The 13823-nt window shown below is 65.1% G+C and carries 14 protein-coding genes; 10 read left to right on the top strand and 4 right to left on the bottom strand.

The annotated features are described in order from the left end of the window. Nucleotides 1–55: 55 nt before the first annotated feature. From QFZ30_RS00545 to QFZ30_RS00530, 4 genes are read left to right on the top strand one after another with little or no spacing between them, the layout of a single operon-like run. Nucleotides 56–286 (top strand): PTS glucose/sucrose transporter subunit IIB, encoded by a 231-nt coding sequence (locus tag QFZ30_RS00545; protein WP_307072467.1) that lies wholly within the window; start codon nucleotides 56–58, stop codon nucleotides 284–286. Further along, nucleotides 283–798 (top strand): PTS sugar transporter subunit IIA, encoded by a 516-nt coding sequence (locus QFZ30_RS00540; RefSeq protein ID WP_307072465.1) that lies wholly within the window; start codon nucleotides 283–285, stop codon nucleotides 796–798. Before QFZ30_RS00545 ends, QFZ30_RS00540 begins: the two co-directional genes overlap by 4 nt. Before the next feature lie 5 nt (nucleotides 799–803). Beyond that, nucleotides 804–1529 (top strand): GntR family transcriptional regulator, encoded by a 726-nt coding sequence (locus QFZ30_RS00535; RefSeq protein ID WP_307072463.1) that lies wholly within the window; start codon nucleotides 804–806, stop codon nucleotides 1527–1529. Between the two features lie 12 nt (nucleotides 1530–1541). Continuing rightward, complete coding sequence (locus QFZ30_RS00530; RefSeq protein ID WP_307072461.1) at nucleotides 1542–3461, top strand: alpha-amylase family glycosyl hydrolase; 1920 nt, start codon at nucleotides 1542–1544, stop codon at nucleotides 3459–3461. A gap of 37 nt (nucleotides 3462–3498) precedes the next feature. Here QFZ30_RS00530 and QFZ30_RS00525 read toward each other — a convergent pair whose 3' ends face one another. From QFZ30_RS00525 to QFZ30_RS00510, 4 genes are all read right to left on the bottom strand, one after another. Further along, nucleotides 3499–3789: a hypothetical protein gene (locus QFZ30_RS00525; RefSeq protein WP_307072459.1), complete on the bottom strand. Its 291-nt coding sequence runs from the start codon at nucleotides 3787–3789 to the stop codon at nucleotides 3499–3501. Between the two features lie 96 nt (nucleotides 3790–3885). Beyond that, nucleotides 3886–4452, bottom strand: coding sequence for a YdeI/OmpD-associated family protein (locus QFZ30_RS00520; RefSeq protein ID WP_307072458.1), 567 nt, complete (start codon nucleotides 4450–4452; stop codon nucleotides 3886–3888). A 1-nt stretch (nucleotide 4453) separates the two neighbouring features. Then, nucleotides 4454–4879, bottom strand: a complete 426-nt coding sequence (locus QFZ30_RS00515) for a VOC family protein (protein WP_307072456.1) — start codon at nucleotides 4877–4879, stop codon at nucleotides 4454–4456. An 86-nt stretch (nucleotides 4880–4965) separates the two neighbouring features. Beyond that, nucleotides 4966–6909, bottom strand: a complete 1944-nt coding sequence (locus QFZ30_RS00510) for an FAD-binding monooxygenase (RefSeq protein ID WP_307072454.1) — start codon at nucleotides 6907–6909, stop codon at nucleotides 4966–4968. A gap of 222 nt (nucleotides 6910–7131) precedes the next feature. On the opposite strand from QFZ30_RS00510, the gene QFZ30_RS00505 reads away from it, so the two are divergent. Genes QFZ30_RS00505 through QFZ30_RS00480 form a run of 6 tightly spaced genes read left to right on the top strand, consistent with a single transcriptional unit; the run spans nucleotide 7132 to nucleotide 13613 of the window. After that, a complete protein-coding gene (locus QFZ30_RS00505; RefSeq protein WP_307072452.1) occupies nucleotides 7132–8625 on the top strand; it encodes a fumarylacetoacetate hydrolase family protein in 1494 nt (497 codons plus the stop codon). After that, nucleotides 8618–9334, top strand: a complete 717-nt coding sequence (locus QFZ30_RS00500; protein ID WP_307072451.1) for a GntR family transcriptional regulator — start codon at nucleotides 8618–8620, stop codon at nucleotides 9332–9334. The genes QFZ30_RS00505 and QFZ30_RS00500 overlap by 8 nt, the downstream gene beginning before the upstream one ends. Before the next feature lie 47 nt (nucleotides 9335–9381). Further along, nucleotides 9382–10896: a 5-carboxymethyl-2-hydroxymuconate semialdehyde dehydrogenase gene (gene hpaE / locus QFZ30_RS00495; RefSeq protein ID WP_307072449.1), complete on the top strand. Its 1515-nt coding sequence runs from the start codon at nucleotides 9382–9384 to the stop codon at nucleotides 10894–10896. Nucleotides 10897–10936: 40 nt separating this feature from the next. Continuing rightward, nucleotides 10937–12019 carry a 3,4-dihydroxyphenylacetate 2,3-dioxygenase gene (hpaD, locus tag QFZ30_RS00490; RefSeq protein WP_307072447.1) on the top strand — a complete coding sequence of 361 codons (1083 nt, stop codon included), beginning with the start codon at nucleotides 10937–10939 and terminating at the stop codon, nucleotides 12017–12019. 2 nt (nucleotides 12020–12021) lie between these two features. Next, nucleotides 12022–12807 carry a 2-oxo-hept-4-ene-1,7-dioate hydratase gene (gene hpaH, locus QFZ30_RS00485; protein WP_307072445.1) on the top strand — a complete coding sequence of 262 codons (786 nt, stop codon included), beginning with the start codon at nucleotides 12022–12024 and terminating at the stop codon, nucleotides 12805–12807. Continuing rightward, nucleotides 12792–13613 carry an HpcH/HpaI aldolase family protein gene (locus QFZ30_RS00480; RefSeq protein ID WP_307072443.1) on the top strand — a complete coding sequence of 274 codons (822 nt, stop codon included), beginning with the start codon at nucleotides 12792–12794 and terminating at the stop codon, nucleotides 13611–13613. Before hpaH ends, QFZ30_RS00480 begins: the two co-directional genes overlap by 16 nt. Nucleotides 13614–13823 lie beyond the last annotated feature (210 nt).

Here is a 13823-nt window from a genome sequence, read left to right as displayed (position 1 = left end):
TAAAAAGCTTCCGGAGCCGGGCAATATTCACCGCGAACCACCAAAAGGAGTGGACATGTCCAAAGCAGAAACCATCCTCGCCGCCCTCGGCGGGGCCAGCAACGTCGAGGAGATCGAAGGGTGCATCACGCGCCTGCGCACCGAAGTGGTGGATGCCTCACGCGTTGACGAAGCCGCCCTCAAGGCCGCGGGTGCCCACGGAGTCATGATGGCCGGTTCGGTGGTCCAGGTGGTTGTGGGACCGGAAGCCGAGAGCCTGGCAGAAGACATCCAGGACCTGATGTGAGCAGTCGTGATGTGAGCACGCCGGACGTGGGCACCGCAGCACCGGCCGAGGCCATCAGCGTCGCCTCTCCCCTCCCCGGGCGGCTCATTCCGCTGAATGAGGTGCCGGACCCGGTCTTTGCCAAAGGGCTGGTTGGTGGAGGCGCCGCCGTCATCCCCGAAGACGACGCCGGTGTCCTCACCGCCGTCGCTCCCCTCGACGGCCGCGTCATCAAGGTCATGCCGCACGCCTACATCGTCCAGCACGCCTCCGGACCCGCAGTACTGGTCCACGTCGGGATTGATACGGTCGGGCTGAAGGGTGAAGGCTTTACCGTGCTTGCGCAAAAGGGTGACCACGTCCGCGCCGGTGACCCCATGATCAGCGTGGATGTCACACTGGTCCGCTCGAAAGACCTCAGCATGTGCAGCCCCGTGGTCATCCTGGACAGCGCGGCCGACTCCATCGAGCCCCCGGCCGCGGGAGGCCGGGTGGCAGCGGGCGGACACCTGTTCAACCTTCCCGGAAAATAGGAGCCATGGATACGGCAGGGGAACTGAAACACGTCTGGCTCCGAAGGCAGCTCCAGGACCTGGTGGCTGCCACCCTGCGGCCCGGCGATGCCCTGCTGGGTGAACGCCAACTGGAGGAGCAGTTCGGCGTCTCGCGCATCACGGTGCGCCGGGCCATCTCGGACCTCGTCCAGGACGGAGCGCTGGTGCGGATCAAGGGCAAGGGAACCTTCGTCTCGCACGGGCTGGTGCGCTCCACCCTGCACCTGGCTTCGTTCAACGAGGACATGCGGGCAGCCGGTTTCGAACCAAGTACCCGCGTCATCAATGCTTCCGCGGCAACGCCTCCCCCAGCTGCGGCTGAGCACCTGGCGCTGCCCCGGGGAGAGATGGCCTACCTGGTCCGCCGGCTGCGGCTGGCAAACGGTGCTCCCGTCAGCGTGGACGAATCCTGGCTTCCGCCCCGGCTGCTGCCGGACCTGCTCTCGAAGGACCTGACGGGCTCCCTCTACCGGATCCTCGCAGCCGCCGGACACCCGGTCCAGCACGCGGAACAGACGGTTGAGGCGGCTGCCGTGCCGGAGGATACCGCCGCACTCCTGGACATTCAACCCGGGGCGCCGGTCCTGCTCTTTAAGCGCAGATCGTTCACCGGACAGGACGATCCGGGGACACCCGTCGAATATGCCGTCTCCACCTACCGCTCGGACCGGTACCAGGTGTCGATGCGCCTGGGCTTGGGAAAAGAGTGAAAGATTATCTCCATGCAGAAATTTGTCACTGTGGACGAAGCGGCCCGGCAGCATGTCCTCAAGGCGCTGGCCGCCCAGCCGGACTTCAACCAGGCGGACCCCGATGGGGCTGCATTCGCTCAGCGGTTCGACCTGCACTTTCCCGACCTGTGCCGGCTCTTCCATTTCCTGTATGGCTCCCGGCCTGACTGGCTGGACCAACTGGCGGCCTTGGTGCTTCAGTGCGCCCGGTCATGGGTTGAACGGCCCGCGGAGCTGAAGGCCCTGGACGCCGAACGGGAGGGCAACAGCGGCTGGTTCCAGTCCAACAGGATGCTGGGCGGGGTCTGCTACGTGGACAGGTACGCGGGCAGCCTGGACGGGGTCCGGGAACAGATCCCGTACTTCAAGGAGCTAGGCCTGACCTACCTGCACCTCATGCCACTGTTCCTGGCTCCGGAGCCGCTGTCCGACGGCGGATATGCAGTCTCCAGCTACCGCGAGGTCAACCCGAAACTTGGCACCATGGAGCAGCTGCGTGAGCTGGCGGCAGAGCTTCGTGCCAACGGCATCAGCCTTGTGGTGGACTTCATCTTCAACCACACATCCAATGAGCATGAATGGGCCCGCCGGGCAGCCGCCGGAAATCCCGGGTACAGCGACTACTACTGGATGTATCCGGACCGGACCATGCCGGATGCCTTTGAGCACAATGTCCGCGAGATCTTCCCTGACGACCACCCGGGCACCTTTGTTCAGCTGCCTGACGGGCGGTGGGTCTGGGCCACGTTCCATTCTTTCCAGTGGGACCTGAACTACTCCAATCCGGACGTATTCCGCGCCATGGCCGGTGAGATGCTTTTCCTCGCCAACCAGGGTGTGGACATCCTGCGTATGGACGCCGTGGCTTTCGTCTGGAAGCAGCTGGGTACGCCGTGTGAGAACCTGCCGGAGGCACATACCCTGCTGCGGGCGTTCAACGCAGTCTGCCGGCTCGCGGCGCCGTCACTGCTGTTCAAGTCCGAGGCGATCGTGCACCCGGATGAGGTGGCCCTCTACATCGACCCCGCGGAATGCCAGCTTTCCTACAACCCGCTGCAGATGGCCCTCATCTGGGAATCACTGGCCACCCGCGACGTTTCACTCCTGGCCCAGGCCTTGGAACGGCGGCACAATGTCCCCGCGGGCACCTCCTGGGTGAACTATGTGCGGAGCCATGACGACATCGGCTGGACCTTTGCCGATGAGGATGCCGCCGAACTGGGCATCAACGGCTTTGACCACCGCCGGTTCCTTAACTCGTTTTATGTCAACCGCTTCCCGGGCAGCTTCGCCCGCGGGGTGCCCTTCCAGGACAACCCCCGCACCGGGGACTGCCGCATTTCCGGGACCACGGCGTCGCTGTGCGGCCTGGAGGACGATCCGGAGCAGGCCGTGGGCAGGATCCTGCTGGCCCATTCGGTGGCGTTCAGCACCGGCGGCGTTCCGCTCCTGTACCTGGGCGACGAGGTAGGCCAGGTCAACGACTACCGGTACGCGCTGGAGGACGGCCATGAAGCGGACAGCCGCTGGGTGCACCGGCCCCGCTACCCTGCCGGGCAGTACGCGCGGCGGCACGATCCGGCAACACCGGAGGGCGCGATCTTCAATGGGCTCCGCAGGATGATTGCCGCGCGAGCAGAAACCCCGGAACTTTCCGGAACCCGCCTCATCGACTTCGCCACCAACAACCCCGGAGTCCTGGGCTACCAACGGCCCGGCGACGGCACCCATGTGCTTGTCCTGGCCAACTTCAGCGACGAACCGCAGCAGCTCCGCCCGGTCACGTTCTCCGGTTTCTCGGCCGAGGCTGTCGACATTCTCACTGAAGCGGCTGTCCATCTGGCTGAAGGACTCACGCTGGCGCCGCTGCAGTATGTCTGGCTGCGGGTCCAGCCTCTGCAGGAGAAGTAGAACGACGACGGATCATCAGGACAACGGCGGGCCGGGGCTAGCAGCGCGCCCCGGTCCCCTGCGGTGCCTGGAGGATCGTCCGGCCCGCTTGCTGAAGGCCTGAAGCTGCCAGGGCAGGATCCTGGGAGGTGTCTTGCTTGGTGAGGTCCTGAAGCGCCATAACGGTGGCTAGGCCCAACTGTTTTGCTGCTTCTTCATCCAGGTCAGACCGTCCCACAACTGCCCAAACCGGGGTGGTTCCGGAGCGGGCGCAGACGGCAGAAATCACCTTCTGGACCTCATTGAAGCCGGCGACGGCGAGGCCGCGAGCTCCTTCCTGGATGAGCACCTGAGCCGGCCCAGGGAGCGCCTGGTCGAAGCTGTGGGAGGCGTGGCCGGTCCGGAGGCAAATCTCGATTCATCCCTTGAGGACTAGGCCGTTTGATCAGGTCGGCCGGGACTGCGGAAAGTCTCGCAGCTTTGCCAACTCACGGACCAGCACCAACGCACGCGATTCCGGCGTGCGGGCCTTGAGGAGTGGCAAAATCACGGCGTAACGCCCAGACCGTCCCAGGTTCTCGAAGGCGGCGTTGGCCGAGGCATCGCCCGCCAGAGCGGCCGCGAGGTCGGACGGGACCTCGGCTGTGCGTTGTGGCTCATAGGCAGCCTCCCAGCGTCCGTCCGACTTTACGGCCTCAATCTCGGCGAGTCCGGAAGGCCGCATCCGTCCGGCCGCGATCAGGGCCTCAGCCTTGACCACGTTGACCCTCGACCATGAACTTCGCGCCCGGCGTCGAGAGTATCGCTGGAGGAATGCCACGTCGTTATGGGCCTTGCGCTGACCGTCGATCCAGCCGTGGCACAAGGCCACGTCCAGGGCTTCCTCGATGCTGATCAGCGCCGCCCCCGAGTGCCGCTTTCCGACGACCAGCCAAGCCTGGGCCTGACCGTCCTGGTTGGCCGCCAGCCACGACTCCCAGTCCGCGGCGTCGCGGAACTCGAGCGACTCCACCTCAGTCCTGCTGGACGGCAGCGAGGACGTCGAGGTAGTGGGGGTTGTTCATAACCCCCAGCACATTGCCGAACGGGTCCACCACCGACGCGGTGATGAAGCCGGAGTCTCCGTGCGCGGTGATGGGCAGGTACTCGGTGGCGCCCATCGACAACAGTCGCTGCACTGTGCCACTGAGGTCGTCGACGTGCCAGTGCATCACTGCGCCACCGGGCACCGTTGATGTTGCGGACGGCCGGAAGCGGCTGTCGATGATGCCTAACTCGTTCTGGTAATCACCGATGCGGAACTCCGCGTAGGCCAGTTTCCCGTCGGGCCCTGGCCGCTGGAAGTAGGCCTCAAGACCAAGGAATTCCTGGTACCAAGCGGTGGCGGCTTCCACGTCGTCGGCCCAGAAGTTGATCGTGCTGAATCCTCGCAAGCTCACAATTCTTGTCCTTCCTCGGTTCCCTATGTGCTGGTGCCTGTGTGGGTACCCTATGACGGCTGGCCGCCATAATGCACGCATCGGAATCAGAAGTGAGCGAAGGGTTTTTCTGAGCGGACCGCTTCGGGTCGGCGGGCCGGTAGGAGGGGTGCGAAGAACCCGGCGAGCTCCGCCGTCGCCGTCAACGGCAGGACATGGGCCACGTACTGGTCCGGCCGCACGACAACGACGACACCGCCGCGGTCGAGGCCGCGCAGCTCGAAGATGTCCGCCGCAGGATCGCTGGCGTAGACCTTCTCGTAGTCGGTGAGCCGGAACGGTCCGACCCGGGGCTTGAAAACAGCCGGCACGGCGCCGATGTCGATTCTCGTGTGATCCTGCTGGTAGATCACCTTCACGTCGAACCACGCGTCAGGATCGGCGCCCGACGGCGTGGCGGCCAGCGGCGATTCCGGCGAGTTTGCGATCCACTCGGCGAAATCCGAGGTGGGCGACGGCACCGCCTGCTGTCCCATGGCGGGGACTGCCGCGTCGGCGAAGACGTAGATCCGCCACCGGCCGTCCGCCGTGGCGTGGTGGCCGAGGTGCACCGGGTTGGTGTCGCCCACCCGCACAACGGGCGCGGACTTGAAGCGTTTTCCGACGGTGAAGCCGGTGGCCCGGGCCTGGTGTTCAGAGGCGGCGACAAGCATGGAAGGGGCGTACTGGGTCATGAATCCGGCGGGGAACTCGGCGGTGCTGACGTAGAAGTTCTCGAGCTCGGAGGGGTCTGCGAACTCGTCGGGTTTCTTCGCCATGAGCGTTGACCACTCCTTGTCGAAGTCAATGAGGTTCTTCGCGACCACGTGCCGCTCGGCCGAGTACGTGGACAGCAGGCTCTCCGGGCTTCTGCCCTCGAGCACATGTCCGAGCTTCCACGCCAGGTTGAAGCCGTCCTGCATGGACACGTTCATACCCTGGCCCGCCTTGGCGCTGTGTGTATGGCACGCATCGCCGGTGATGAACACGCGCGGCGTGCGGGCGCCCCGCTGGTCGGGAAGGACGTCGTCGAACCTGTCCGTCAAGCGGTGGCCGACCTCATACACGCTGTGCCAGGCGACGTTGCGTACGGCCAGCGTGTAAGGGTGGAGGATCTCATTCGCCTTGCCGATGATCTCCTCGATGGTGGTGCTGCGCACGGCGCCGTGATCGTTCGGATCAACCTCGCCAAGGTCAACGTACATGCGGAAAAGATGGCCCCCTTCGCGCGGGATCAGCAGGATGCTGCCGCCCGTGCCCGACTGGATCGCGCACTTCGTGCGGATGTCCGGGAAGTCCGTGACGGCGAGGGCATCCATGACGCCCCAGGCGTGGTTGGCCTGGTCGCCGGCCAGCGTGCAGCCGATCGATTCCCGCACCTTGCTCCGCGCGCCATCCGCGCCCACGACGTACTTGGCCCGGACAATGCGCTCCTGGCCCTCCTCGGGGCCGGCAGTGCGCAGAAGCGTCACGGTGACGGGGTATTCTCCCCCGCCGGTGACGTTGAGGCTGACGAATTCAAAACCATAATCGGGCACCATGCGCGTGGGCGAGTTCGCCATGAACTCGGCGAAGTAGTCCAGCACGCGGGCCTGGTTGACGATGAGGTGCGGGAACTCGCTGATGCCTGCAGGGTCATCCACGGTGCGGGCAGTCCGGACGATGCGCGAGGGGTCCTTGGTGTCCGGCTTCCAGAACGCCATCTCGGTGATCCGGTACGCCTCCGCGATGATCCGCTCGGCGAAACCGAACGCCTGGAACGTCTCGACGCTGCGGGCCTGGATGCCGTCGGCCTGGCCGATCGCCAGCCGACCGGCGCGGCGCTCCACAATGCGCGTCGTAACTCCGGGGAACTGGGAAAGCTGCGCGGCGGTGAGCACGCCCGCAGGTCCGGTGCCCACAATGAGCACGTCGACCTTGTCGGGGAGCTCCGCGGGCCGGTCGATGCCGGCGCCGGCCACCGGTTGGACCCGCGGGTCACCGGATACGTAGCCGTGGTGGTGGAACTGCACGGGCTTTCCTCACTTCGCTGTGTGGCTGTTTTCGCAGAAGTTCTATATTAGAACTCTACGTTCTATAATTGAAAACCGTCTTGCGCCCTTACTGTACGCCAGAAGTGACATGGCCCACAACCACAACTACCCACCTATGGCGCGAAACCTAGGTGGTTGACCTTCGGGAGTTCCTGCGCCATAGTTTTCGTATACGATTTCGTACTTGATGAGGAGACAGCTGTGGAGCAGGTCACTGACGACACCTTGGCGGCGGCACGCAAGGTGATCGCCGTGCACATCAACTACCCCAGCCGCGCGGCCCAACGCGGACGCACCCCGGCCCAGCCCTCCTACTTCCTCAAGCCCTCCTCCTCCCTCTCGCTGACCGGTTCCGCTGTGGAGCGCCCTTCGGGCTGCGAATTGCTGGGCTTCGAGGGCGAGGTTGCCCTGATCATCGGCAAGCCCGCCCGCCGCGTCGGCATCGACGACGCCTGGAGCCACGTGGAGTGGGTCACCGCCAGCAACGACCTCGGCGTCTACGACCTCCGCCATGCGGACAAAGGCTCCAACCTCCGGTCCAAGGGCGGCGACGGCTTCACCCCTGTGGGACCGGGACTCATCCCGGCAGACGCCGTCGACCCCGCCGGCCTGCGCATCCGCACCTGGCATAACGGCGACCTCGTCCAGGACGACACCACGGAGGACCTGCTCTTCCCCTTCGCCCGGCTGGTGGCGGACCTTTCGCAGCTGCTGACCCTCGAAGAAGGGGACATCATCCTCACCGGCACACCCGCCGGCGCCTCCGTGGCCAAGCCGGGCGACGTCGTCGAGGTTGAAGTAGCTACGACGGCGGCCGGCAACACGGGCCCTGGTCTGACCAGCGGCCGTCTGATTACCCGGGTGGAGGAAGGCTCGACGCCGTTCGCAGACTTTGGTGCGCAGCCCAAGACCGATGACCTGCAGCGGGAGGAGGCCTACGGCTCACGGGAAGCGGCCGGATTGCCGGCGGAAAACGCAGCCCCGGTATCCGCTCTGTCACCCGAGCTGAAGGCGAAGCTGGAAAGTGTCTGCACGGCCACGTTGTCCTCCCAACTGCGCAAGCGGGGCCTCAACAACGTCAGCATCGACGGCCTCACCGCTACCCGGCCGGACAGGCGCGTGGTCGGGCTGGCCCGAACCCTCCGTTACGTCCCCAACCGCGAAGACCTCTTCAAGACCCACGGCGGCGGCTTCAACGCCCAGAAACGCGCCATCGACTCTGTCAACGAAGGTGAAATCCTGGTCATGGAAGCCCGCGGGGAGAAGGGCACCGGCACCATCGGCGACATCCTGGCCCTCCGCGCCCAAGTCCGCGGCGCGGCAGCCATCATTACCGACGGCGGCGTGCGGGACTTCTCAGCAGTCGCAGCGATGGATATGCCCACATATTATTCCAACCCGCATCCGGCTGTGCTGGGCCGACGCCACATCCCATGGGACACCGACATCACCATCGCCTGCGGCGGCACCACCGTGCAGCCCGGCGACATCATCGTGGCCGACTCGGACGGCATCCTGGTGATCCCGCCGGCGCTGGCAGAGGAAGTGGCCAACGAATCCATCATTCAGGAACGTGAGGAATCGTTTATCGCCGAAATGGTGGAACGGGGCCACAGCGTTGACGGCCTGTACCCGCTGGGGGCCGCCTGGCGCGCCAAGTACGAGGAATGGGAAGCGGGCAAAGCCAATGACTGAGACAGCCACGGCCGCAGGTACGACCACTGGCACGGGCGCTGGCAGGAAGACTGCCAGCAGCACTGCCGGAAGCAAATCCGAGCAGGCCTACGCCGCAGTCAAGGCCCGGATCGTGGGAGGCACTTATACCCCGGGGTACAGGCTGGTGCTGGCCAAGATCGCCGAGGATCTGGGTTTCAGCGTGGTGCCGGTCCGCGAGGCCATCCGCCGGCTGGAAGCCGAAGGCCTCGTGAAGTTCGAGCGCAATGTGGGTGCCACGGTGGCGGGGATCGATCCCACCGAGTACCTGTACACGATGCAGACCCTGAGCATCGTGGAGGGTGCAGCCACCGCACTGTCCGCACCGCTCATCGGTGCCGACGACATTGCCCGGGCCCGGGCGGTGAACGCTGAAATGCGGGATTGCCTGCAGCACTTCGACCCCGTGCGGTTCACGCGGCTTAACCAGGACTTCCACAGCGTCCTGTTTGAGCACTGCCCCAACCCGCACATCCTTGACCTGGTCCATCGGGGCTGGAATCGGCTGGCATCGCTGCGGTCCTCCACGTTCCGTTTTGTCCCCGGCCGTGCGCACGACTCGGTGGAGGAACATGAGGAACTGCTCCAGCTCATCGAGTCGGGAGCCGGCGCTGACGACATCGAGAAAGCCGCCCGCCTGCACCGCTCCGCCACCCTGGACGCCTACCTGCGCCAGGCCAGGAACCTCTGACCCACACCATGGGTCCCCAGACGACACCCAGCAGTAAGGAAACAACAATGACGTTCGCATCCGTTGCAGCAAACACGCACTATGTGCCGCAGGACCTGCCCACCCACATCCAGCACTACATCAACGGCGAATTCGTTGACTCCGTGGGCGGCATGACCTTCGATGTCCTGGATCCCGTGTCCAATACCAACTACGCCACCGCCGCCGCCGGCCAGAAAGAGGACATCGACCTGGCCGTCGCGGCCGCCCGCGAAGCCTTCGTCAACGGCCCCTGGCCGAAGATGAAGCCCCGCGAACGGGCACGCATCCTCAACAGGATCGCGGACGCAGTCGAAGCCCAGGAAGAACGCCTTGCGGAACTGGAAACCTTCGACACCGGGCTCCCCATCACCCAGGCCAAGGGCCAGGCCCTGCGCGCCGCTGAGAACTTCCGCTTCTTCGCGGACCTGATCGTGGCGCAGTTCGACGACGCCATGAAGGTGCCCGGCTCACAGATCAACTACGTAAACCGCAAGCCGATCGGCGTCGCGGGGCTCATCACGCCGTGGAACACCCCGTTCATGCTGGAGTCCTGGAAGCTGGCTCCGGCGCTGGCCACGGGCAACACCGTGGTGCTCAAGCCCGCCGAGTTCACCCCACTCTCCGCCTCGCTGTGGGCCACCATCTTCAAGGACGCAGGCCTGCCGGACGGAGTGTTCAACTTGGTCAACGGCCTGGGCGAGGAAGCCGGAGACGCGCTGGTCAAGCACCCGGACGTGCCGCTGATCTCCTTCACCGGCGAGACCACCACCGGGCAGACCATCTTCCGAAACGCGGCCACCAACCTCAAGGGCCTCTCGATGGAGCTGGGCGGCAAGTCCCCGTGTGTCGTTTTCGCCGACGCCGATTTGGACGCCGCGATCGATTCCGCCCTGTTCGGCGTCTTCTCGCTCAACGGCGAGCGCTGCACGGCCGGCTCCCGGATCCTCGTGGAGCGCGCCATCTACGACGAGTTCTGCGAAAAGTACGCGGCCCGCGCCAGGAACATAGTGGTCGGCGATCCGCACGATCCCAAAACCCAGGTGGGCGCCCTGGTCCACCCGGAGCACTTCGCCAAGGTGGCCTCCTACGTGGAAATCGGCAAGACCGAAGGCCGTCTGCTGGCCGGCGGCGGACGCCCGGAGCACCTCCCGGAGGGCAACTACATCGCCCCCACGGTGTTCGCCGACGTCGCGCCGGACGCCCGGATCTTCCAAGAGGAGATCTTCGGTCCCGTCGTCGCCATCACGCCGTTCGAGAACGACGACGAGGCGCTGGCATTGGCGAACAACACCAAGTACGGGCTGGCCGCCTACATCTGGACCCAGAACCTGACCCGGGCCCACAACTTCTCGCAGAACGTGGAAGCCGGCATGGTGTGGCTCAACAGCCACAACGTCCGCGACCTCCGCACACCGTTCGGGGGTGTGAAGGCTTCCGGGCTTGGCCACGAAGGCGGCTACCGCTCCATCGATTTCTACACCGACCAGCAGGCTGTGCACATCACGCTCGGCACTGTGCATACCCCTAAATTCGGCGCATAGACCGCCGCCCCAGGCCCCCTTTCAACGAAGAGAGAATCCGATGACAGACTTTGTACCTACCCCCACCGTTCCTGCCCCGGACATCGTCCGCTGCGCCTACATGGAGATCGTGGTCACCGACCTGGCCAAGTCCCGGGCGTTCTATGTGGACCTGCTGGGTCTGCACGTCACCGAGGAAGACGGGAACAACATCTATCTGCGCTCCCTCGAGGAGTTCATCCACCACAACCTGGTCCTCCGCAAGGGACCCATGGCCGCCGTCGCAGCGTTCGCCTACCGGGTGAAGTCCCCCGCTGAGGTGGACGCCGCAGAGGCGTATTACAAGGAACTGGGTTGCCGGGTGGAGCGCCGCAAGGAGGGCTTCACCAGGGGCATCGGCGATTCCGTCCGGGTGGAGGATCCGCTGGGCTTCCCGTACGAGTTCTTCTACGAGGTAGAGCACGTGGAACGCCTCACCCAGCGCTACGACCTGTACTCCGCGGGCGAGCTGGTGCGTCTGGACCACTTCAACCAGGTCACCCCCGACGTTCCCCGCGGCCGTAAATATCTTGAGGACTTGGGCTTCCGCGTCTCCGAAGACATCCAGGATTCCGACGGCGTCACGTATGCTGCGTGGATGCACCGCAAGCAGACGGTCCACGACACCGCCCTGACCGGCGGCAACGGCCCGCGCATGCACCACATCGCGTTCGCCACGCACGAGAAGCACAACATCATCCAGATCTGCGACAAAATGGGCGCACTGCGCATCAGCGACCGGATCGAGCGCGGCCCCGGCCGCCACGGCGTATCCAACGCTTTCTACCTCTACATCCTGGACCCGGACGGCCACCGTATCGAGATCTACACCCAGGACTACTACACCGGAGACCCGGACAATCCCACCATCACCTGGGACGTCCACGACAACCAGCGCCGCGACTGGTGGGGTAACCCGGTGGTCCCGTCCTGGTACACGGAGGCCTCGCTCGTATTGGACCTGGACGGCAACCCGCAGCCTGTCATCGTGCGCGAGGAAAGGAGCGAAATGGCCGTCACTGTGGGCGCGGACGGCTTCTCCTACACCCGCAAGGAAGGGGCCGAAGGCGAGAACGCGGGATTCAAGCTGGGAGCGCAGCTGTAGCCATGATGGATGCCAGGACGATCGAGGCCATAGCCGACGAACTGCTGGAGGCAGGCAGGAGCCGGACCCCTGTCCCCCGACTCACCGCCCGCTACCCGAAGATGACGGTGGAGGACTCCTACGCCGTCCAGCAACTCTGGCGGCGGCGCAACGAGGACGCCGGGCGGAAGCTTGTTGGACGCAAGATCGGCCTCACGTCCAAGGCCATGCAAGCGGCCACCGGCATCACCGAACCGGATTATGGCGCCATCTTTGATGACGCGGTGCTCGACACCGGATGCTCGGTGCAGTGGGACAGGTACACCCACCCCCGGGTGGAAGTCGAGCTCGCGTTTGTCCTGAAAGACGGCCTCAAAGGCCCCGGCTGCACCATCTTCGACGTCCTGAACGCCACCGACTATGTGGTCCCGGCCCTGGAGATCCTGGACTCCCGGATCGAAATGGAGGGCCGGACCATTGTGGACACCATCGCGGACAACGCCGCCATGGGCGCCATGGTGGTGGGCGGCAATCCGGTCCGGCCGGATGCCGTGGACCTCCGCTGGATCTCAGCCATCCTCTACAAGAACCAGACCGTCGAGGAAACCGGCGTGGCCGCCGGTGTCCTGGACCACCCCGCCAACGGCGTCCACTGGTTGGCCAACAAGATCGCAGCCCACGGCGACAGCCTGTCGGCCGGGGACATCATCCTGGCCGGCTCGTTCACCCGCCCACTCTGGGTCTACAAAGGCGATACCGTCCACGCAGACTACGGACCATTGGGAGCTGTCACATGCCGCTTCGAGTAGAACCAGAGACCACCTTCCGCGATGCCCTGCGCAATCAAAACGGTAAAGCAGGCAGGCCGCTGGCCGGAATGTGGGTGTGCTCCGGCAGCCCGCTCGTGGCCGAACTCTGCGCAGGGTCCGGCCTGGACTGGCTCCTGATCGACGCCGAACACAGCCCCAACGGGCTCGAATCCATCCTGGCCCAGCTGCAGGCCGTCAACGGCTATCCCGTACAAACCGTGGTCCGGCCCCCCATGAACGACACAGTGTTAATCAAGCAGTACCTGGACCTGGGCGTGCAGAACCTACTGGTTCCCATGGTGAACTCTGCCGCCGAGGCCGAGTCTGCCGTGGCCGCCACCCGCTACCCGCCCCACGGCGTACGCGGCGTGGGATCTGCCCTGGCCCGCGCCTCACGGTGGAACCGCATCCCGGACTATCTGGCCCGGGCCGCCGAAACCATCAGCCTCACCGTGCAGATTGAATCCAGTGCGGCCGTCGGAGCCGTGGAGGAGATCCTGGCCGTGGACGGTGTAGACGCCATCTTCCTGGGGCCTTCAGATCTCGCTGCCTCCCTGGGAGTGCTGGGCCAGCAGGAACATCCAGAGGTGCGCGCCGCCGTCGAACACTGCCTCAAAGCGGCCGAAGCTGCAGGTAAACCTGCCGGCGTCAACGCCTTCAACAAAGACACAGCCCGCTCTTACCTAACCGCCGGGGCGTCCTTCATCCTGGTCGGCGCGGATGTTTCGCTCCTGGCCCGCGGCTCTGAGGCTCTCGCTGCTGCCTTTATCAAGCCAGCCGATGGTCAAGAGCCCGCAAGCTACTGAAAGGCTCTCCGCGACGACGTCCCGAAGCACAAGGTGCGATCGGTTTCCCGATCGCACCTCCCCCATTAGTGCCCCGTGAACTCGTTCCAGTAAGCAGAAGTCGCTCGCAGAATGCGAGTCTATGCGTGACCGTCTGAGAAAACAAACCTTTCAGCCGGTTTTCTCAGCCGCACGCCAGTCCGTCACGGTCAACGCGAACTAGCCCATGGC

This window comes from Arthrobacter pascens, from assembly GCF_030815585.1.
Classification (GTDB): Bacteria; Actinomycetota; Actinomycetes; order Actinomycetales; family Micrococcaceae; genus Arthrobacter; species Arthrobacter pascens_A.
Note: the sequence above shows the minus strand (reverse complement) of the source record. Positions and strands in the feature narration are given on the sequence as shown.

Bases quoted from the DNA above. Each gene is read 5' to 3' on its own strand.
- hpaH (WP_307072445.1), top strand. From the start codon at position 12,022: ATGATGGATGCCAGGACGATCGAGGCCATAGCCGACGAACTGCTGGAG.
- QFZ30_RS00530 (WP_307072461.1), top strand. From the start codon at position 1,542: ATGCAGAAATTTGTCACTGTGGACGAAGCGGCCCGGCAGCATGTCCTC.
- QFZ30_RS00480 (WP_307072443.1), top strand. From the start codon at position 12,792: ATGCCGCTTCGAGTAGAACCAGAGACCACCTTCCGCGATGCCCTGCGC.
- hpaE (WP_307072449.1), top strand. From the start codon at position 9,382: ATGACGTTCGCATCCGTTGCAGCAAACACGCACTATGTGCCGCAGGAC.
- QFZ30_RS00545 (WP_307072467.1), top strand. From the start codon at position 56: ATGTCCAAAGCAGAAACCATCCTCGCCGCCCTCGGCGGGGCCAGCAAC.
- QFZ30_RS00535 (WP_307072463.1), top strand. From the start codon at position 804: ATGGATACGGCAGGGGAACTGAAACACGTCTGGCTCCGAAGGCAGCTC.
- hpaD (WP_307072447.1), top strand. From the start codon at position 10,937: ATGACAGACTTTGTACCTACCCCCACCGTTCCTGCCCCGGACATCGTC.
- QFZ30_RS00500 (WP_307072451.1), top strand. From the start codon at position 8,618: ATGACTGAGACAGCCACGGCCGCAGGTACGACCACTGGCACGGGCGCT.